The following is an 18,643-nucleotide window of genomic DNA, read 5'->3' on the forward strand; positions in this document are numbered from 1 at the left end:
CCCAGGCGGCCGCTCAGGGCGTACATGCGGCGCCGGGGCCGGTCGTGGCGGTTTAAGTGTCCGGCATCGGGCCAGGAGCGCTCACGGACGCACGCGGCCCCCGCCACCTTCCGGTGACGGGGGCCGTCGCTACCTAACCGCGGGAGACGGTTGGTCAGAACGCCTCTTCCGGCAGCTCCATGATGTCGAGGTTGGTGCCCTCGGTGATGGCGCGGTCGGCGGCGAGGCGCGGCAGCACGGTCTGCACGAAGAACTGCGCGGCGGCCACCTTGCCGGTGTAGAAGTTCTTGTCCGAGTCGGAGACGTCGCCGCCGCCGAGCCTGGTCAGCGCGACCTCGGCCTGGCGCAGCAGCAGCCAGCCGACGATCAGGTCGCCGAGGGCCAGCAGGAACCGGCTGGAGGCGAGCCCGACCTTGTAGATCTCCTTCGGGTCCTCCATCGAGCCGAGCGCCCACCCGATCATCGGGTTCAGGATGCCCTGCACGTCGTCCAGCGCCTTGCCGAGCATGGCGCGCTCGTTCTTCAGACGGCCGTTGCCGGCCTCGCTCTCGGCGAAGGCCTTGATCTCGCCGGCCAGCACCTTCAGGGCCTCGCCGTTGTCCCGCAGGATCTTGCGGAAGAACAGGTCCATGCCCTGGATGGCGGTGGTGCCCTCGTACAGGGTGTCGATCTTGGAGTCCCGGATGTACTGCTCGATCGGGTACTCCTGCAGGAAGCCCGAGCCGCCCAGGGTCTGCAGCGACTCGGCGCCGAGCAGGGCGTAGGCGCGCTCGGAGCCGAAGCCCTTGACGATCGGCAGCAGCAGGTCGTTGATCTTCTCGGCGAGCTCGTCCTTGCGGCCCTCGTGCTCGGCCAGCTGCACCGCGTCCTGGTAGGAGGCGGTCAGCAGGACCAGCGCGCGCATGCCCTCGGCGTAGGCCTTCTGGGTGAGCAGGCTGCGGCGGACGTCCGGGTGGTGCGTGATGGTCACGCGCGGCGCGGTCTTGTCCGTCATCTTGGTGAGGTCGGCGCCCTGCACCCGCTCCTTGGCGTACTCGAGCGCGTTCAGGTAGCCGGTGGACAGCGTCGCGATGGCCTTGGTGCCGACCATCATCCGGGCGTACTCGATGACCAGGAACATCTGCTTGATGCCCTCGTGCACGTCGCCGACCAGGTAGCCGATGGCGGGGTGCTTCTCGCCGAGGGTGAGCTCGCAGGTCGTGGAGACCTTCAGGCCCATCTTCTTCTCGACGTTGGTGACGTAGGCGCCGTTGCGCTCGCCGAGCTCACCGGTCTCCACGTCCACCAGGTACTTGGGCACCAGGAACATCGACAGGCCCTTGGTGCCGGGGCCGGCGCCCTCGGGGCGGGCCAGCACCAGGTGGAAGATGTTCTCGGACATGTCGTGCTCGGCCGAGGTGATGAAGCGCTTCACGCCCTCGATGTGCCAGGTGCCGTCGGGCTGCTGGACGGCCTTGGTGCGGCCGGCGCCGACGTCGGAGCCGGCGTCCGGCTCGGTCAGCACCATGGTCGCGCCCCACTGGCGCTCCAGCGCGAGCTCGGCGAACTTCTTCTGCTCGGGGGTGCCGATGTGCCACAGGATCTGGGCGAAGCCCGGGCCCGAGGAGAACATGTAGATGGCCGGGTTGGCGCCCAGCACCTGCTCGGCGATCGCCCAGGTCAGGCTGCGCGGCGCACCGGTGCCGCCGAACTCGGGGGCCAGGTCGACGCGGTACCACTCGGCGTCCATCCAGGCCTTGTAGGACTTCTTGAAGCTCTCCGGCATGGCGACGGAGCCGGTCGCCGGGTCGAACTTCGGCGGGTTGCGGTCGGCGTCCTCGAAGGAGTCGGCGAGCACGCCCTCGGCGAGGCGGTTGACCTCGCCGAGGATGCTGCGGACGGTCTCCTCGTCAAGGTCGGCGTACGGGCCGCTGCCGAGGAGGTCCTGGCGGTTGAACACCTCGAAGAGGTTGAACTCCAGGTCCCGGAGGTTGCTCTTGTAGTGCCCCATGGAACACTCCGTTGGTCCGGCGGCGGCTCATGGGCCCCGCGTAACGTACTGGTCGGTAACTCGTCATCATGCTACCCGCTGGTAACCCATGACAACCCACGCGGACGGCGGCTTTCGGGATGTCGCGCCCACAATCGGGCGATCATCCCGGGGAAAGGTGACGTGGGTCACAGGACTCCGTCACGGAAGGCCGAAAGAAGGGCCGGAAAACGGTCATGGGTGCCTTGAGGTGACCGGCATGGGAAAACCCCGGCCGGTCCGTGCCGAACCCTTGACGCTAACGTCCCGCGACCGATAGCACAGTGATTTCTGTTGCAAATGCGGCCGAGTCCGGCAAATCCCGCCGACGCACCGCCCGGCGCGCACGGCGGGCGGACGGCCCCGCCGCGGACGGCCCCGGGAGCACCGGGCCCCGAGACGAAGGTCACCCGAACATGGACGCTCCGCGGCTCACCGTCATCGGCACCGGCTACCTCGGCGCCACCCACGCGATCTGCATGGCCGTGCTCGGCTACGAAGTCCTCGGGCTCGACACCGACGCGGCCAAGGTGGCCCGGCTCGCGGCCGGCGAGGTCCCCTTCTTCGAGCCCGGGCTGCCCGAGCTGCTCGCCAAGGCCCTGGAGTCGGGGCGGCTGCGCTTCACCACCTCCTACGCCGAGGCCGCCGCCTTCGGCGACGTGCACTTCCTGTGCGTCGGCACCCCGCAGCAGCCCGGCTCGGACGCCTGCGACCTCACCTACGTGGACGCCGCCGTGCGCGCGCTCGCCCCGCACCTGGACCGGCGCGCCCTGGTCGTCGGCAAGTCCACCGTCCCGGTCGGCACCGCCGAGCGCCTCACCGGCCTGCTCCAGGGGCTGGCGCCCGCCGGGACCGGCGTCGAGCTTGCCTGGAACCCCGAGTTCCTGCGCGAGGGCTTCGCCGTCGACGACACCCTGCACCCCGACCGGCTGGTCTTCGGCGTCCGCTCCGCTTGGGCGGACACACAGCTGAGCGCGGCGTTCCGGCCGATCCTGGAGCAGGGCACCCCGGTGATCCGCACCGACCTGGCCACCGCCGAGCTGGTCAAGGTCGCCGCGAACAGCTTCCTCGCCACCAAGATCTCCTACATCAACGCGATGGCCGAGGTCTGCGAGGCCGTCGGCGCCGACGTCAAGGACCTCGCCGACTCCCTCGCCTTAGACGACCGGATCGGCGGCAAGTTCCTCAAGCCCGGCCTCGGCTTCGGCGGCGGCTGCCTGCCGAAGGACATCCGCGCGTTCGCGCACCGCGCCGAGGAGATCGGCGTCGGGCAGGCGGTGTCGTTCCTGCGCGAGGTCGACGCCATCAACCGGCGGCGGCGGGCCCGCACCGTCGACCTGGTCCGCGAGCTGCTGGACGGCCGGATCGGCGGCGCCCGCATCGCCGCCTGGGGCGCGGCGTTCAAGCCCAACTCCGACGACATCCGCGACGCGCCCGCCCTCGACGTCGCCCGCACCATGCACGGCCTCGGCGGGCAGGTGCGCGTCTACGACCCGGCCGCGCTGGACAACGCCCGCCGCGCCTTCCCCGAGCTGCGCTACGGCACCAGCGCCCTGGACGTCGCCCGCGACGCCGACGTGGTCGTGCTGCTCACCGAGTGGGCCGAGTTCCGCGAGATCGAACCGGACGCGCTCGCCGGGGTCGTCCGGCACAAGCGCATCGTGGACGGCCGGCACGCCCTGGACGCCGCCCGCTGGCGCGCCGCCGGCTGGGAGTACCGCGCCCTCGGCCGTTCCTGACGGCCCGGGGAACAGCGGGCGGGCGCCGGCCGTTGGCGGTGATGAGGGCCCTTTCGCGGCCTTCCCGGACGAGGTGCGCGCCGTACCCGGCAAGCGAAGACGACGCGCGGGAAACCGTCGTCTCACCTGCCCGGGAGTCCGTCATGGCCTGGTTCCTCGTCGTCGTCGCCGGTCTGTTCGAGGTCGCGATGGCCGCCTCGCTGAAGCTCAGCAAGGGCTTCTCCCAGCCCCTCCCCTCGGTCTCGTTCCTGGTGTTCGCCGTGGCGAGCTTCGGCCTGCTCAACCTCGCGCTGCGGACCCTGGAGGTCGGCACCGCCTACGCGGTGTGGGTCGGCATCGGCGCGGTCGGCACCGCCGTGCTCGGCATGGTCGCGCTCGGCGACCAGGTGTCGCCGCTGAAGCTCGGCGCGCTGGCGCTGATCGTCGCCGGGGTGGTCGGGCTCAACCTGGCCGGCGGCCACTGACTCCCCTGCCTGGTCATGGGAACGTAATCCGCGATGGAGGCGTCCTATCCACGAGGGCGTCGGCGCCCCGCAACGGGAGGAACGAAGTGGTCTTCAAGAAGCTCATGCAGGCGGTCGGGGTCGGGGGGCCCGAGGTCGAGACCGTGCTGCACAACCCGCACACCACGCCCGGCGGCGTCGTCACCGGCGAGATCACGGTGCAGGGCGGCAAGCACGACTCCGAGATCCTCGGCGTCAACCTGGCCCTGAAGACGCGGGTCGAGATCGAGTCGGGCGACAACGAGTACAAGACGGACATGGAGTACGCCAAGCTGCCCGTCGCCGGCCGGTTCACGCTGGCCGAGGGCGCCCGGCACACCATCGCCTTCCAGCTCCCGATCCCGTGGGAGGCGCCGCTCACCCACCTGTACGGGCACCCGCTGCACGGCACCACGGTCGGCGTCGCCACCGAGCTGGAGGTCGCGCGCGCCATCGACGCCACCGACCTCGACCCGGTCGCGGTGCACCCGCTGCCCGCGCAGGAGCGGCTGCTCGCCGCGTTCGCCAACCTGGGCTTCCAGTTCCGCCACGCCGACTGCGAGAAGGGCCGCATCTGGGGCGTGCACCAGGAGCTGCCGTTCTACCAGGAGATCGAGTTCCACCCGCCGGCGCAGTACGCGCGCGGCATCAGCCAGCTGGAGGTGACCTTCGTCTCCTACCCGCAGTCGATGGAGGTCGTGCTGGAGCTGGACAAGCGCGGCGGCCTGTTCACCGAGGGCCACGACGCGTTCAGCCGCTTCACCGTGGACTACGCCACCGCCGACCACACCGACTGGGAGACCCAGCTGGACGGCTTCCTGCAGCAGGCGGGCCGCCGCCGGGGGCTGTTCTAGAACCGGCGGCCCCTTGATCGCGGGGGGACGGACCCGTAGAAAGGTCGACCGTGGCCGAACCCCCTGGGCTGAGTGACGCCGAACGCCGCCTCTGGCACGCCTTCCCGACGGGAGCGACCGTCGTCCTCGGCGAGGACCTGCCCGCCGGGCCGCTGCCGGACCGGATCGTCCGCGCCGAGATCATCACGATGCTGCTGCTCGGCGCGGGCGAGACCCGCGCCGGCTGCATCGCGGCGGTCCGGCTGACCGGCGCCTACGTCGTCGGCGCGCTGGACGTCTCCGGCGGCACCGTCGAGCACGAGCTGTCGCTGGAGAGCTGCCGGCTGGTGGAGACGCCGGTGTTCACCGACGCGCACACCCGGCAGCTGCGCCTGTCGGGCTGCCGGCTGCCCGGTCTCGCCGCCAACGGGGCGAACGTGACCGGCTACCTCAACCTGTCCCGCTCGGTGGTCGAGGGCTCGGTGCGCCTGTCGGGCGCGCACCTGTCCGGACAGCTGCGGATGAACCAGGTCACGATCACCGAGTCCGAGCCCGAGCGCTGGGCGCTGTTCGGCGGCGGCCTGATCGTCGACGGCGGCTGCTTCATCCGCGGCGCCGAGATCACCGGCGGGACGCGGCTCACCGGCGCGCGGATGAACAGCGGGCTGTTCCTGGAGAACACCGTCCTGCGCAACACCGGCCGCATCGCGCTGGAGGCGCAGAGCATGGTGGTCGAGGACGTCGCCGAGCTGAGCAACGGCTTCTCCGCTTACGGCACCGTCCGGCTGCGCAGCGCCCGCTTCAACGGCCTGCTGTCGTTCTCCATGGCCAGGCTGGACTCGACCGACCCGGGGCGGATGGCGCTGCACGCCAGCCACATCCAGGCCGACGAGCTGCTGCTGCTGCCCGCCGAGAAGATCCGCGGCCGGGTGTCGCTGTCGTACTCGCGGATCTCGCTGCTGCGGGACCTGCCCGAGATGTGGCCGGACGAGCTGTTCCTGAACGGCCTGGTCTACGAGACGCTGGAGGGCGCCGAGTTCAAGGACCGGCGCCACTGGGTGGAACGCGACCGGCAGTTCCACCTGCAGCCCTACGAGCAGCTCGCGTCCTGGTACCACGGGATCGGCCACGACGACCTGGCGCGCAAGATCCAGCTGGCCAAGCTGCGCGCGCGCCGCCGCCGCCTCAACCCGGTCGCGCGCGGCTGGAACCTGATGCTGGACTGGACCGTGGGCTACGGCTACCGGCCGTGGCTGGCGTTCGCCTGGTTCGGCGTGCTGGTCGCCATCGGCACGACGGTGTTCAGCATCGACCGGCCCAAGCCGATCAAGCCGCCGGAGGAGCTCCCCAAGTTCCACGCCCTCGTCTACACCCTGGACCTGCTGATCCCGATCGACACCTTCGGGCAGCAGCAGGCGTTCGACCCGGCGACCTGGTCGCGCTGGGTCGCCTACGCGCTGGTCGCGACGGGCTGGGTGCTGGCCACCGCCCTGATCGCCGGGACCGCGCGGGTGCTGCGCCCGAACTGACCGCCCGCGCGCCGCGTCTTCTTTCGTGCGGGGCGGGCCTATCGACCAGAATGGAGCGCCATGGGCACCTATCTCATCACGGGGGCGACCGGCGGCATCGGCAAGGCCGTCGCCGAGCTGCTGCGCGACCGCGGCCACGACCTGATCCTCACCGGCCGCTCCGCCGAGCGGCTGAACGAGCTCGGGAAGGGGCTGCGCACCGGCGCGCACGCGCCGACGCAGGTCATCAGGCAGGTGCAGAACGGATCGCCGGGCGGCGCCGGCACCGCCACCGAGGAGCCCTCGGTGCACGGGCTGGTGCTGGACCTCACCGAGCCGCGCCGGCTGGAGGCGCGGCTCGCCGACGCCGACCTGCCCGACCGGCTGGACGGCGTGGTGCACGCCGCCGGGGTGGTCCACCTGGGGCCGGTCGCCGAACTGGAGGCCGACGACTGGATCGACCACCTGTCGGTGAACCTGGTGGCGGCGGCGGAGCTGACCCGGCTGCTGCTGCCCGCGCTGCGCGCGGCGGAGGGCCACGTGGTGTTCGTGAACTCCACCGCAGGGCTGCGCGCCAACCCGAACTGGTCGGCGTACGCGGCGAGCAAGTTCGGGCTGCGCGCGCTCGCCGACTCGCTGCGCGCCGAAGAACCGGGCATCCGGGTCACCACCGTCTACCCGGGCCGGACGGCGACCGAGATGCAGCGCCGTGTGCGCGCGCAGGAGGACGGCGCGTACGACGCGGCCGACTACGCCGACCCCGCGACCGTCGCGCGGGTGCTGGTGGGGGCGCTGGAGACGCCGCGCGACGCGGTCGTCGCCGACGTGTCGGTCCGCCCCCACTGACCCCCCGCCGGTGGGCCGTCAGTCCGCGGCGGCCCGCCGGTGGCGCAGCACCCAGGCCGACAGGACGCCGCCGATCAGCCCGAACAGGTGGCCCTGCCAGGAGATCCGCGGGTCCTGCGGCAGCACCCCGAAGATCAGCGTGCCGTAGACCGCGACCACGCCGGCCGCGATGACGACGTCGGCGATCCGCAGCTCGAACACGCCCCGGCCGAGCAGGTACCCGAAGAACCCGAAGACCAGCACGCTGGAGCCGAGGGTGTTGCCGGTGCTGAGCGTCCACACGCCGAGCCCGGCGACCACGATGACGATCAGCATCATTACCAGGAACTTGCCGATCCCGCGCATCGCGGCCAGGAAGCCGAGGATGACGAACGGCAGCGTGTTGCCCATCAGGTGCCCGATCGAGCCGTGCATGAACGGCGCGGTGAAGATGTCGGGCAGGTCGTTGACGTCGTGGGCGTGGATGCCGAACTGGTCGAGCGTGCCGCCGAGCGCGTAGTCGGCGAGCTCCAGCACCCACATGACCGCGGTGATGCCGAGCACCAGCGCGGCCGCCGAGACCGCCCGGGCGCCGTGCGCGGCGAGCCCGTCGGACCGGTGCTTCTCCGGGACCTGGGGAAAGCTCATAGCCTCCACCGTAGATCGGGACGATTCCGCAGTCATCAGGGCAACGTGCGGTAAGCCTCCGCCGTTCCCTGGTGAACCAGATTCGGTTTCGGCATAGTGGGCGGATGCGCGCCGTCGTGTGTACCGAGCCCGGTTCCCTCACCCTGACCGAAACGCCCGATCCCACGGCCGGTCCCGGACAGGTCGTCATCGCCGTCGAGGCGGCCGGCGTGAACTTCGTGGACGGCCTTTTCGTCCGGGGCGAGTACCAGATCAAGCCGCCGCCGCCGTTCGTGCCGGGCGGCGAGGTCGCCGGGACCGTGCTGGCCACCGGCCCGGACGTGGACGACCCGCCTCCCGGCACCCGCGTCCTCGCCATGTGCGGCCTCGGCGGGTTCGCCGAGCGGGTCGCGGTGCCCGCGGCGGCGGCCGTCCCGATCCCGGCGAGGCTGGACGCCGCCCGCGCCGCGACCTTCGTCCAGAGCCACTGCACGGCCCTGTTCGCCCTGCGCGACCGCGCCGGCCTCACCGCAGGCGAGACGGTCCTGGTGCTGGGCGCGGGCGGCGGCGTCGGCCTGGCGGCGATCCAGGTCGCGCGGGCCCTCGGCGCCCGGGTGCTGGCGGCCGCGTCGACGCCGGAGAAGCGGGCGGCGGCGCTCGACGCCGGCGCCGAAGAGGCCGTGGACCCGGCCGAAGATGTCAAGACCGCCGCCCGCGGCTGGTCGGACGGCGGTGTGGACGTGGTCTACGACCCGGTCGGCGGCGCCCTGGCCGGCCCGGCGCTGCGCGCCCTGCGCGAGCGGGGCCGCTACGCCGTGATCGGCTTCGCGTCGGGGACGATCCCGTCCCTGCCGCTCAACCAGGTGCTGCTGCGCAACCGGTCCGTCGTCGGCGTCGACTGGGGCGCCTGGGCGATGTCCCGCCCGCTGGAGCAGCGCGCCCTCCTCGGCGAGCTGCTCCGGCTGGTCGAGGACGGCGCGCTGGACCCGGTCGCGCCCGCCGTCAGGCCGCTGGCCGGCGCGGAGAAGGTCCTGGCCGACCTGCGCGAACGGCGTGTTGTGGGAAAGATCGCACTGGTCCCCTGATCAGGCGGCGGAGGCGGTCTCCTCGACGTCCCCGCGGACCGAGATCACGGGCAGCCGGCGGCGGGCGGGGGCCTCGGCGGCGCGGCGCAGCTCGCGCCGCTCCTCGGGGGTCGTCCCGCCCCAGATGCCATCGGGCTCGCCCACGCGCAGCGCCCAGCCGAGGCACTCGGCGGTCACCGGGCAGTGCCCGCAGATCGCCTTGGCCCGGCGCTCCTGCTCCCGCAGGATCGGCGCGGCGTACCCGATGGGGAAGAAGAGGTCGGGATCGGCACCACGGCAGATGGCGTGGTCGCTCCAGTGTTCCTCGGTGCTCGGCTTCGACATGGCATCTCCCTGCGGCGGATCGCGCCGGCAGTGCTGGGGTGGGGTACCTGTTAAACCCAACGTAGTACTACAACACGTAGTACTACAAGTCATGGTGAACAATGTGGCGGGACGTCCGGATAGCCTGGTCAGCGTGCGGCGTGACCACGAAGTGACCTTCCGCGAAGCGACGCGGGACGACCTGCCCCAGATCGTCCGGCTGCTCGCCGACGACCCCCTCGGCATGACCCGGGAGACCCCCGGCGAGGTCATCCCCGAGGCCTACTTCGCGGCGTTCGCCGCCATCGAGCGCGACCCCAACAACGCGGTCATCGTGGCCGAGTCCGGCGGGGCCGTCGCTGGAACGATGCAGATCACCTACATCCCCGGCCTGACCTACACCGGCGGCGAGCGCGCCCAGATCGAGGGCGTGCGGGTGGCCGCCGAGCAGCGCGGCCGCGGCATCGGCCAGATCATGATCGGCTGGGCGATCGAGCAGGCCCGCGCCCGCGGCTGCCGGGTGGTGCAGCTCACCACCGACCGGCAGCGCCCCGACTCGATCCGCTTCTACCAGAAGATCGGCTTCCGCCCCTCGCACATGGGGATGAAGTACCACCTCAAGGACGACTAGAGCAGGCCCTGCTCCAGCGCCACCACCACCGCGCGGGTGCGGTCGCCCACGTCCAGCTTGGCGAAGATGCGCAGCAGGTGCGTCTTCACCGTCGCCTCGGCGATGACCAGGCGGCGGCCGATGTCGGCGTTGGACAGCCCGTCGGCCACCGCGCGCAGCACCTCGGCCTCCCGGGCGGTCAGCGCCGCCGGGGCCGGGCGGCGCATCCGGTTCACCAGCCGCCGCGCCACCTGCGGGGCGAGGACGGTCTCGCCGCGCGCCGCCGCGTGCAGGGCGGCCACCAGCTCCTCGCGGGTGGCGTCCTTCAGCAGGTAGCCGACGGCGCCCGCCTCGACCGCGCGCTCGATGTCGGCGTCGGTGTCGTAGGTGGTGAGGATCAGCACCCGGGTGCGGGCGGCGATGCGGGCGGTGGCGGCGACGCCGTCCAGGACGGGCATCCGCAGGTCCAGCAGCGCCACGTCCGGCTCGGTGCGCTCGGCCAGCTCGACCGCCTCGCGCCCGTCGGCGGCCTCGCCGACGACGGTGATGGCGGGGTCGGCCGACAGCAGCGCGACGACGCCGGCGCGCATCGCCGGGTGGTCGTCGGCCACGAGCACGCGCAGTCCGGTCATGTCACGTCCGTCCGTTCAGGGGCAGGGCGGCGAGCACGCGGGTGCCGTCGCCCACGGAGCTGGTCACGGTGAGCTCGCCGCCGAGTTCGGCGAGGCGGCGGCGCATCCCGGCCAGGCCGAACCCGCCGGCCCGCCCGGGCGCGAAGCCGCGGCCGTCGTCGGTGATCTCCAGCTCGACGCCGTGCGGGTACCGGGCGAGCACGACGCCGACGGTGGTGGCGCCCGCGTGCTTGCGGATGTTGGCCAGGGACTCCTGGGTGCAGCGCAGCAGCGCGATCCGGGCCGGCCGGTCGCACTCCACGTCGGGCAGGTCGGCGCTGACGGCCAGGCCGGTGTCCTCGGCGAAGCGGTCCAGGGTGCGGCGCAGCGTGGCGGCGATGGAGCCGGCGGGCGCGGCGCCCTCGACCAGGGTGCGCGCCTCGGCGAGGTTGTCCCGCGCGGTCCGCTCGATCGAGCGCAGCCGCGGGCCGCTCGCGGCGGGGTCGGCGCGGGCGGCCTCGGCGAGCGCGACGATCGCCGCGAAGCCCTGGGCGAGGGTGTCGTGGATCTCGCGGGCGAGCCGGTCGCGCTCGGCGGCTGCCCCCTCCCGCCGGTGCGCCTCGGCCAGCTGCGCGCGGGCCTCGGCCAGCTCGGCGTCCAGCCGCCGGGCCCGCTCCTCGCCCCGCCTGACCCGGCGGTGCACCGACAGGCCGAGCAGCACGGCCGCCGCGAAGGCGGCGACGGTGACGACGGCGTTGCCGGCGAAGGGGTCGCCGGTCCGGATCGTCCAGCCCGCCACGGTGGCGAGGGCGGCGGCGCCGCTGAACGCGACCGACCGGCGCGGGGTGGCCGCGAACAGCCAGAACATCGGCAGCGAGACGACGTACAGCGCCGCGCCGCCGCGCAGGTACGCCAGCGCGCCCAGCCCGGCGACGAGCACGCACAGGAACCATTCGCGGCGGGGGGCCGAGGCGCCCGGAGCTTGCGACGCGCCTCGGCGTTGGGGGTGTCCCCCATGGGGGCGGGGGAACCGCCAGGCGAGGCCGTAGGCCACGGCGAGCGCGACCGGCAGCGCCGACGACCAGTACCGCATCGCGCCCTGGTCGCCCTGCGCGGCGACGATGTCGGGCGCCAGGCCCAGCAGCAGCCAGGACAGGCTGTTCCAAAGGTGGATCCGGTACGGATCGTCGTCCCGCCGCATGTTGATCACCTTATGTTCCGCCAGGCGGCGTCGCCGAGGAGCAGCAGGGCCGCCGGCAGGATCACCAGCCGGATCACGAAGGCGTCCAGCAGCACCGCCGCCGCCAGGCTGAACCCGATCTGCTTCATCTCGATCAGGTGCAGCGGGACGAAGCTGGCGAACACCGTCACCATCACCACGGCGGCGCCCGTCACCACCCTGGCCGAGCCGCCGATGCCCTCCAGCACCGCGCGGCGGGCGGGGACGCCGCCGCGCACCAGCTCCTGGACGCGGCTAAGCACGAACATCTGGTAGTCCATCGACAGCCCGAACAAGATCACGAACAGGAACAGCGGGACGCGCGAGCCGATCGAGCCCATCGAGGTGAAGCCGAGCAGGCCCTCGGCCCAGGTGCCCTGGAACACCAGCGTCAGCAGGCCGAGCGACGCCGCGGCCGACAGCAGGTTGAGCAGCACCCCGACCACGCCGAGGACCACCGACCGGAACGCCCGCACCGTGATGACGAAGGTGACCAGCAGCAGCGCGCCCAGGATCAGCGGCATCCTGCCCTTCTGATGTTCGGGGTAGTCGGCGTAGCGGGCGACGTCCCCGGTCACCGCGGCCTGGACGCCCGGCAGCGCGCGCGCTGCGGCACGCAGGTCCCGCAGCGACTCCTGCGCCTGCGGTGTGCTCGGGTAGTGCGGGAACGGCACCTCCAGCACGGTGACGCGGCGGTCGGCCGAGGTGAGCAGCCGGGGCGTGCCGGTGAGGGTGCGCAGGGCGGCGGCGACCTCGTCCGCCCGGCCCGGGTCGGCCTCCACCACGACCCGGTGGGTCGAGCGCAGCTCGGGGAAGGCGTCGTTGACGCGGTGGAAGGCGGCCATGGCGGGCAGGTCGCGCGAGTAGGTCTCGCGGCCCACGTCGGTCAGCCTGATGCCGAGCAGCGGGGCGGCCAGGGCGAGCATGGCGGCCAGCGCCACGGCCAGGGTGAGGACGGGCCGCCGCGCGGTGGCCCGCAGCACGCGCCCCGTCCCCCGCTGCGGCGTCCGGCCCCCGCCGCGCCGCCCCAGCTTGACCAGCAGCGCCGGCAGCACCGTCAGCGAGCTGACCACCGCGGCCAGCGTCACCACGATCGCGCCGGTGGCCAGCGATCCGAAGATGACGTCGCCGGCCAGGTACAGCGTCGCGCTGGACGCCGCGACCGCCAGCCCGGAGATCACCACGGCCCGCCCGGAGGTGGCCGCGGCCAGCTCCACCAGGGCCTCGGCGCTCAGCCGCCCCTGCGCGCGGGCCCGCTCTTCCCGCTCGCGCTTGAGGTAGAACAGCGTGTAGTCGACGCCGACGGCCATGCCGATGAGCAGGATGACGTTGGTGCCGACCCCGGCGTCGGGGAAGACGTGCGAGGCCAGCATCGACAGCCCGACACCGGCCGCGATCGAGGAGACCGCCAGCAGCAGCGGCACGGCCGCCAGCACCACCGACCGGAACACCAGCAGCAGCACGATCAGCGTGACGGGCAGGGCGAGCATCTCGGTGCGCGACAGGTCCTCGCCCCGCTGCGCCTGGACGTCCTTGCTGATGGACGGGCTGCCGGACTCCTCCACCCGCAGCCCCGGATGGGCCTTCTGGACGGCGGCGGTCTGGGCGAGCAGCGGCCCGACGTGCTTCCTGCCGTCCAGCTCGGGCCCCCGCATGGTCACGTCGACCCGCAGGGCCCGCCCGTCGGCGGACCGCACCGGCGCCGCCACCTCCGCCACCTCCGGAAGCCGGCGCATCCGATCGCCGACCTCCCGGGCGGCGGCGTCGACATCGCCCCCGCCGTGCGAGGAGATCAGGACCCGCTCCAGCGGCCGCTGCTGCAGCCCGCCGCGCTCGGCCATCGCCTCGGCGCGTCCCGCCTCACCGACCCGGAAGTCCGCCGACGTGGCGGCGTTCCCGCCGACCAGAAGACCGGCCCCCAGACATACCGCCACGAACAACAACCACCCGGCTATGGCCCGCCACGGATGATGGGCACTCCACCGCGCCACCCGCACCACAAGATCACTCATGCCGTCAATGCTGGTGAAAGCGCCATATCCAGCGACAGCATCGACCGGCTGAACCCGTTGTCCACCGACCGGTGGACAGGCGGCCCGCCCTCAGGGCCTCCGCTGGAGGGCCACGGTCGCCGCATCGGTCGGCACCTGTCCCGGTAAGGTGGCGGTGTTCGTATCGCTGCGGCCGAGGAGGTGAGTCCCGCTCATGCCCGAGCAGAACGGGTGCTCCCGCCTGGCCGACCTGGCGTAACAGGTGGCCCGGGGAGCCCCGTAGGTATCCCGGAAGGCAACACCTGTGTCACCTCTCACCGAATCCGCCGTCGTCTCCACGCTGCGCACCGCCGGGTGCGTCTTCGCCGAGGACGAGGCGCGGATGATCCTCTCCACCGCGACGACGCCCGCCGAACTGGCCTCGATGGTGGAGCGCCGCGCCGCCGGGCTCCCCCTTGAGCACGTTCTCGGCTGGGCCGAGTTCTGCGGGCTGCGGTTCGCCGTGGACGCCGGGGTCTTCGTCCCCAGACGGCGCACCGAGTTCCTCGTGCGGCAGGCCATCGGCCTGACGGGGGCCGGGGACGTCGCCGTCGACCTGTGCTGCGGCTCCGGGGCCCTCGGCGCGGCCCTGGCCGCTTCGGTGGACGTCGAGCTGTATTCGGCCGATGTCGACCCGGCGGCGGTGCGGTGCGCCCGGCGCAACGTCGGCCGCGTCTACGAGGGCGATCTGTTCGAGCCGCTGCCGCAGGAGCTGCGGGGACGGGTCGGCGTCCTGCTGGCCAACGTCCCCTACGTCCCCACGGGCGAGGTCTCCCTGCTCCCCGCCGAAGCACGGGTGCACGAGGCCCGGGTCGCCCTGGACGGCGGCTCCGACGGCCTGGAGGTGCTGCGGCGCGTCACCGGCGAGGCGGCCTCCTGGCTGGCGCCCGGCGGGCACCTGCTGTTCGAGACCAGCGAGCGCCAGGTCCCCGCGGCCGTGGCGGCGGTGGAGGCCGGCGGGCTGGTCCCGCGGGTCGTCGCCTCGGACGAGTGGTACGCCACCGTAGTCATCGGCCGCAGCGTGTCTGAACTGTGACTTTCCGGCGGCATGGAGCCGGTTCCCCCGGGGACAACGCCGCCAAGGAGGAAGTGTCATGCTCTGGTTGATCCTCGTTCTGCTGCTGGTGCTGGTCCTGGCGGGCGCCGGCTTCGCCCTCAAGATCCTCTGGTACGTCGCCGTGATCGTGCTGGTCCTGTGGCTGCTCGGCTTCGTCGTCCGCAGCGCGGACTCCACCGGCAAGCGGGGCCGCTGGTACCGCTGGTGAACCGGGGCCGGGAACATATCCCGGCGCCGGCCGGTTACACATGATGGTCGGTGTGCCTGGTGTCCCCGGGCCTCATCTATCGCCTTCGCGGAATACCGTCCGGCTGGAGCCGCGTTGTGCATCTCGCCGAGAGGCGACCCGGCACATCGGCCCTGACGTGCGACGACCCCGCTGGATGATCCGGCGGGGTCGTCGTCTTTCTCAGAGGCGCGCGCGGGCCAGCAGGCGCATCGCCGCCGGCGACACCCGCGAAACCAGCCGCGCCAGGTGCGCCTCGGGCGTGACCGGGACGACGGCGCTGTCCTTGCGGACGGCTGCGACGATCCGCTCCGCCACCTGCTCGGGCCCGTAGTTGCGCAGCCCGTAGGCGCGCACGGCGCGCTTGCGCTGCTCGGCCTGCCCGTCCGCGGACAGGCCGACGAACGCGGTGGTGCGGGTGATCGCGGTGTTGACGATCCCCGGGCAGATCGCCGAGACGCCGATGCCCTCGCCCGCCAGCTCGGCGCGCAGGCACTCGGTGAGCATCAGCACGGCCGCCTTGCTGGTGCTGTAGGCGGGCAGCGACCGGGACGGGGTGAACGCCGCCATCGAGGCGGTGTTGACGATGTGCCCGCCCTCGCCGCGCTCGACCATGAGCCGCCCGAACAGCCGGGCGCCGTGGATGACGCCCCACAGGTTGACGCCGAGCAGGCGCTCCCAGTCCTCGGTGGTGTGGTCCAGGAACGAGCCGGACATGCCGATGCCCGCGTTGTTGACCAGGATGTCGGGGGCGCCGATCTCGGCGGCGAACTTCTCCATCGCGACGCCGTCGGAGACGTCCACCGCGTAGGCGCGGGCGGACGGCCCGGCCAGCGCGGCGGTCTCCTCGGCGGCGGCCGCGTCCAGGTCCGCGGCGACGATCCGCGCGCCGAGCCGGGCGAACGCCAGCGCGGTCGCGCGGCCGATCCCGCTGCCGGCCCCCGTGACGACGACGAGGCGGTCCTCGAACTCGCTGTCCAGAGCGCGGCGCGCGGCGGGGGCCTGGTCGATGTGCTCGGTGACCAGGCGGGCGATGACGTCGGGCCGGGAGACCGGCACCCAGTGCTTGCCCTTGATCCGCCGGATCCACAGGTTCGGCGCGTACGGGCGCGCCGCCTCGGCCAGCGCGGGCGTGACGAACGCGTCGTCCTCGGGCACGACGAGCTGGACCGGCACGTCGGTGCGCCGCTCGCGGGGCCGCAGCAGCCGCTCGGGCATGTTCGCGCGGTACAGGGCGACGCCCGCGGCGCCGTCGGCGGACAGGGTCGGCCCGAAGTGCGCGTGCCCCTCCAGCCGCTCCAGCAGCCGGGCGCCGACGCCGGTGCGCCAGGACAGCTCGGGCAGGGCGGGTGACTGGAAGAAGCCGATGTACCAGGAGTGCAGGCCCTGCCGCAGCGCGCTGCGCGGGTGGAAGCGGCGCATCCAGTGGCCGACGTGGTCCAGCGACGGCCCGGAGATCGAGGTGAACGAGGCGAACCGCTCGGGCATCGTGCACACCGCCTCCCACGACTGGATGGAGCCCCAGTCGTGGCCGACGAGGTGGACCGGCTCGCCGGGGCTGACCGCGTCGAGCACGGCGCGCATGTCGGCCATCAGCCGGTCCAGCCGGTAGGCGGCGCGGCCGGCGGGCCGCGAGGACGCGCCCGCGCCCCGCACGTCGTAGGTGATGACGCGGAACCGCTCGGCGAGGCGCGCGGCGACGCCGTCCCAGACGGCGTGGGTGTCGGGGTACCCGTGCACCAGCAGGACGGCGGGGCCGGACCCGCGCTCGTGGACGGCGAGGTCGACGCCGTCGCCGCGGACAGTATTGGACATGAAGTCATTAAGGGCCGCGGCGGCCGCCCCGGTCAATCGACAGTGACCGACGTTACAGCGCTGTTGATCCGCTCTGTCCTGGGCAGAGATCCCGTGTAAGGCTGAGCCGAGGATCCGTTCGTGGGGAGCGCAACGTGACCGAGCAGCATGTGGAGATCGAGCACAAGTACGACGCCGACCCCGATTTCACCGTCCCGGATCTGTCCGGTCTGCCGGGCGTCGCCTCCGCCCCGATGCCCCAGCGCCACCTCCTGCACGCCACCTACTTCGACACCGAGGACCTCCGGCTCGCCCGCGGCGGGATCACGCTGCGCCGCCGCCGGGGCGGCAAGGACGCCGGCTGGCACCTGAAGATGCCCGCCGCCGAGGGCAAGGTCGAGGTGCACGCGCCGCTCGGCCGCGCCCAGACGCCGCCGGCGAAGCTGGCCGGGCTGGTCGCCGCGCACAGCCGGGGCGCGCCGCTGCGGCCCGTCGCCACGGTGGAGACCGAGCGGACCGCGACGATGCTGCTGGACGCCGAGGGCCGCATGCTCGCCGAGGTCGCCGACGACGCCGTCACCGGCCGCGACCTGCGCGACGGCGGCACGGCCGTCGAACTGGCCCCCGGCGCGCCCGCCGAGACCAGGGCGGGGGCCGGGGACACCGCCCGGCACTGGCGGGAGATCGAGGTCGAGCTCGGCGACGCCGGCTCCCCCGACCTGCTGAAGGCGGCCGGCAAGCGGCTGAAGAAGGCCGGGGCCACCCGGTCGGGGGCGGCGTCCAAGCTCGCCCGGGTGCTGCACGCCGAGCGCGACACCGCCCGGGCCGACGCGGCCGCGCGGGCGGGCACCGCGGGCGAGGTCGTGATCGCCTACATCGCGGCGCGGACCGAGGTGCTGGTCGGGCAGGACCCGCGCGCCCGGCAGGCCGGGCCCGACGCCGTCCACCAGATGCGCACCTCCGCCCGCCGCATCCGCAGCGCGCTGCAGAACTACAAGCCGCTGTTCGACGCCGAGCGGATCAAGCCGGTCATCGGCGAGCTGAAGTGGCTCGGCGAGGTCCTGGCCGAGGTCCGCGACCTGGAGGTGCTGCGCGAGCGCTTCGCGGGCCGCCTCGCCCTCCTCGGCGACCTCGCCGAGCCCGCCTGGCTGGCCGGTGTCCCCCACCAGGAGCGGGCGGCCTACCGGCGGCTGAACAAGGCACTGTCGGAGCCGCGCTACTTCGCCCTGCTGGACGCCCTGGACGCGCTGGTCGCCGACCCGCCGTTCCAGGGCAAGGCCGCCGGCCGCAAGCCCGCCAAGGAGCTGCCGGGCCTGATCCAGAAGTCGTGGTGGCGGATGGAGCGCAAGTACGCCGCGATCACCGGCGCCGAGGACGGCGACGTCGCCCGGCACGAGGCCCGCAAGGCCGCCAAGCGCGCCCGCTACGCCGCCGAGCTCGCCCGGCCCGCGCTGGGCGACGCCGCCAAGGCGGCGGCCAAGGACGCCAAGCGGATCCAGCGGGTGCTCGGCGACCACCAGGACGCCGTGGTGGCGATGGAGCGGCTGCGCGCCGCCCCCGCCCGCACGCCGGCCGAGGCGTTCACCCTCGGCGTGCTCTACGGCGCCGAGCACCACGAGGCCGAGACGACCCGCCGCCTGCTGGAGAGCGCCTGGGCCGCGATCTCGACCCCGGAGTTCTGATGCC

General features: G+C 73.2%; 17 protein-coding genes and 1 riboswitch. Of the genes, 10 read left to right on the plus strand and 7 right to left on the minus strand.

What is annotated here, in order from left to right; genetic code table 11:
- Nucleotides 1-154: 154 nt before the first annotated feature.
- The gene (locus tag ACRB68_RS14545) at nt 155-1,990 is read right to left on the minus strand and encodes an acyl-CoA dehydrogenase (protein ID WP_153533013.1); all 1,836 of its coding nucleotides are present in this window, start codon (nt 1,988-1,990) and stop codon (nt 155-157) included.
- Between the two features lie 434 nt (nt 1,991-2,424).
- On the opposite strand from ACRB68_RS14545, the gene ACRB68_RS14550 reads away from it, so the two are divergent.
- From ACRB68_RS14550 to ACRB68_RS14570, 5 genes are all read left to right on the plus strand, one after another.
- Complete coding sequence (locus tag ACRB68_RS14550) at nt 2,425-3,747, plus strand: UDP-glucose dehydrogenase family protein (RefSeq protein ID WP_153533014.1); 1,323 nt, start codon at nt 2,425-2,427, stop codon at nt 3,745-3,747.
- 40 nt (nt 3,748-3,787) lie between these two features.
- A riboswitch (guanidine-III (ykkC-III) riboswitch) is annotated at nt 3,788-3,856 on the plus strand.
- Between the two features lie 34 nt (nt 3,857-3,890).
- Nucleotides 3,891-4,211: a DMT family transporter gene (locus tag ACRB68_RS14555; RefSeq protein WP_153533015.1), complete on the plus strand. Its 321-nt coding sequence runs from the start codon at nt 3,891-3,893 to the stop codon at nt 4,209-4,211.
- 86 nt (nt 4,212-4,297) lie between these two features.
- A complete protein-coding gene (locus ACRB68_RS14560; RefSeq protein ID WP_328594209.1) occupies nt 4,298-5,083 on the plus strand; it encodes a sporulation protein in 786 nt (261 codons plus the stop codon).
- A 50-nt stretch (nt 5,084-5,133) separates the two neighbouring features.
- Entirely contained in the window at nt 5,134-6,591 is a 1,458-nt protein-coding gene (locus ACRB68_RS14565) for a hypothetical protein (RefSeq protein ID WP_328594210.1), read from the plus strand.
- Between the two features lie 60 nt (nt 6,592-6,651).
- Nucleotides 6,652-7,416, plus strand: a complete 765-nt coding sequence (locus ACRB68_RS14570) for an SDR family oxidoreductase (protein ID WP_153533016.1) — start codon at nt 6,652-6,654, stop codon at nt 7,414-7,416.
- Nucleotides 7,417-7,434: 18 nt separating this feature from the next.
- Here the strand turns inward: ACRB68_RS14570 and ACRB68_RS14575 are convergent, their stop codons facing one another.
- The gene (locus ACRB68_RS14575) at nt 7,435-8,043 is read right to left on the minus strand and encodes a rhomboid family intramembrane serine protease (RefSeq protein WP_153533017.1); all 609 of its coding nucleotides are present in this window, start codon (nt 8,041-8,043) and stop codon (nt 7,435-7,437) included.
- A gap of 104 nt (nt 8,044-8,147) precedes the next feature.
- Here ACRB68_RS14575 and ACRB68_RS14580 point away from each other — a divergent pair, with 104 nt between their 5' ends.
- Nucleotides 8,148-9,107 (plus strand): NADPH:quinone oxidoreductase family protein, encoded by a 960-nt coding sequence (locus ACRB68_RS14580; RefSeq protein ID WP_153533018.1) that lies wholly within the window; start codon nt 8,148-8,150, stop codon nt 9,105-9,107.
- Here ACRB68_RS14580 and ACRB68_RS14585 read toward each other — a convergent pair whose 3' ends face one another.
- Complete coding sequence (locus ACRB68_RS14585; RefSeq protein ID WP_153533019.1) at nt 9,108-9,431, minus strand: WhiB family transcriptional regulator; 324 nt, start codon at nt 9,429-9,431, stop codon at nt 9,108-9,110.
- Between the two features lie 133 nt (nt 9,432-9,564).
- On the opposite strand from ACRB68_RS14585, the gene ACRB68_RS14590 reads away from it, so the two are divergent.
- A complete protein-coding gene (locus ACRB68_RS14590) occupies nt 9,565-10,041 on the plus strand; it encodes a GNAT family N-acetyltransferase (RefSeq protein ID WP_328594211.1) in 477 nt (158 codons plus the stop codon).
- Here the strand turns inward: ACRB68_RS14590 and ACRB68_RS14595 are convergent.
- The 3 genes from ACRB68_RS14595 to ACRB68_RS14605 are packed head-to-tail and all read right to left on the minus strand — an operon-like array spanning nt 10,038 to nt 13,784.
- Nucleotides 10,038-10,652 (minus strand): response regulator, encoded by a 615-nt coding sequence (locus ACRB68_RS14595; RefSeq protein WP_153533021.1) that lies wholly within the window; start codon nt 10,650-10,652, stop codon nt 10,038-10,040. The genes ACRB68_RS14590 and ACRB68_RS14595 overlap by 4 nt on opposite strands.
- A 1-nt stretch (nt 10,653) precedes the next feature.
- A complete protein-coding gene (locus tag ACRB68_RS14600; RefSeq protein WP_153533022.1) occupies nt 10,654-11,832 on the minus strand; it encodes a sensor histidine kinase in 1,179 nt (392 codons plus the stop codon).
- A gap of 5 nt (nt 11,833-11,837) precedes the next feature.
- Nucleotides 11,838-13,784, minus strand: a complete 1,947-nt coding sequence (locus ACRB68_RS14605; RefSeq protein WP_207709695.1) for an MMPL family transporter — start codon at nt 13,782-13,784, stop codon at nt 11,838-11,840.
- Between the two features lie 361 nt (nt 13,785-14,145).
- Between ACRB68_RS14605 and ACRB68_RS14610 the strand changes: the two genes are divergently transcribed.
- Both ACRB68_RS14610 and ACRB68_RS14615 read left to right on the plus strand, forming a co-directional pair.
- On the plus strand, nt 14,146-14,916 hold the full coding sequence (locus ACRB68_RS14610) for a putative protein N(5)-glutamine methyltransferase (protein WP_328594212.1): 771 nt from the start codon (nt 14,146-14,148) through the stop codon (nt 14,914-14,916).
- A gap of 58 nt (nt 14,917-14,974) precedes the next feature.
- Complete coding sequence (locus tag ACRB68_RS14615) at nt 14,975-15,145, plus strand: DUF5670 family protein (RefSeq protein WP_153533024.1); 171 nt, start codon at nt 14,975-14,977, stop codon at nt 15,143-15,145.
- Between the two features lie 201 nt (nt 15,146-15,346).
- Here the strand turns inward: ACRB68_RS14615 and ACRB68_RS14620 are convergent, their stop codons facing one another.
- Nucleotides 15,347-16,978, minus strand: a complete 1,632-nt coding sequence (locus tag ACRB68_RS14620) for an SDR family oxidoreductase (protein ID WP_153533025.1) — start codon at nt 16,976-16,978, stop codon at nt 15,347-15,349.
- Nucleotides 16,979-17,112: 134 nt separating this feature from the next.
- Here ACRB68_RS14620 and ACRB68_RS14625 point away from each other — a divergent pair, with 134 nt between their 5' ends.
- Nucleotides 17,113-18,639 (plus strand): CYTH and CHAD domain-containing protein, encoded by a 1,527-nt coding sequence (locus ACRB68_RS14625; protein WP_153533026.1) that lies wholly within the window; start codon nt 17,113-17,115, stop codon nt 18,637-18,639.
- Nucleotides 18,640-18,643: the final 4 nt, after the last annotated feature.

Source organism: Actinomadura macrotermitis (assembly GCF_009604375.1).
Taxonomy (GTDB): domain Bacteria; phylum Actinomycetota; class Actinomycetes; order Streptosporangiales; family Streptosporangiaceae; genus Spirillospora; species Spirillospora macrotermitis.

Bases quoted from the DNA above. Each gene is read 5' to 3' on its own strand.
- ACRB68_RS14575 (WP_153533017.1), bottom strand. From the start codon at position 8,043: ATGAGCTTTCCCCAGGTCCCGGAGAAGCACCGGTCCGACGGGCTCGCC.
- ACRB68_RS14545 (WP_153533013.1), bottom strand. From the start codon at position 1,990: ATGGGGCACTACAAGAGCAACCTCCGGGACCTGGAGTTCAACCTCTTC.
- ACRB68_RS14600 (WP_153533022.1), bottom strand. From the start codon at position 11,832: ATGCGGCGGGACGACGATCCGTACCGGATCCACCTTTGGAACAGCCTG.
- ACRB68_RS14550 (WP_153533014.1), top strand. From the start codon at position 2,425: ATGGACGCTCCGCGGCTCACCGTCATCGGCACCGGCTACCTCGGCGCC.
- ACRB68_RS14580 (WP_153533018.1), top strand. From the start codon at position 8,148: ATGCGCGCCGTCGTGTGTACCGAGCCCGGTTCCCTCACCCTGACCGAA.
- ACRB68_RS14615 (WP_153533024.1), top strand. From the start codon at position 14,975: ATGCTCTGGTTGATCCTCGTTCTGCTGCTGGTGCTGGTCCTGGCGGGC.
- ACRB68_RS14585 (WP_153533019.1), bottom strand. From the start codon at position 9,431: ATGTCGAAGCCGAGCACCGAGGAACACTGGAGCGACCACGCCATCTGC.
- ACRB68_RS14555 (WP_153533015.1), top strand. From the start codon at position 3,891: ATGGCCTGGTTCCTCGTCGTCGTCGCCGGTCTGTTCGAGGTCGCGATG.
- ACRB68_RS14595 (WP_153533021.1), bottom strand. From the start codon at position 10,652: ATGACCGGACTGCGCGTGCTCGTGGCCGACGACCACCCGGCGATGCGC.
- ACRB68_RS14620 (WP_153533025.1), bottom strand. From the start codon at position 16,978: ATGTCCAATACTGTCCGCGGCGACGGCGTCGACCTCGCCGTCCACGAG.
- ACRB68_RS14570 (WP_153533016.1), top strand. From the start codon at position 6,652: ATGGGCACCTATCTCATCACGGGGGCGACCGGCGGCATCGGCAAGGCC.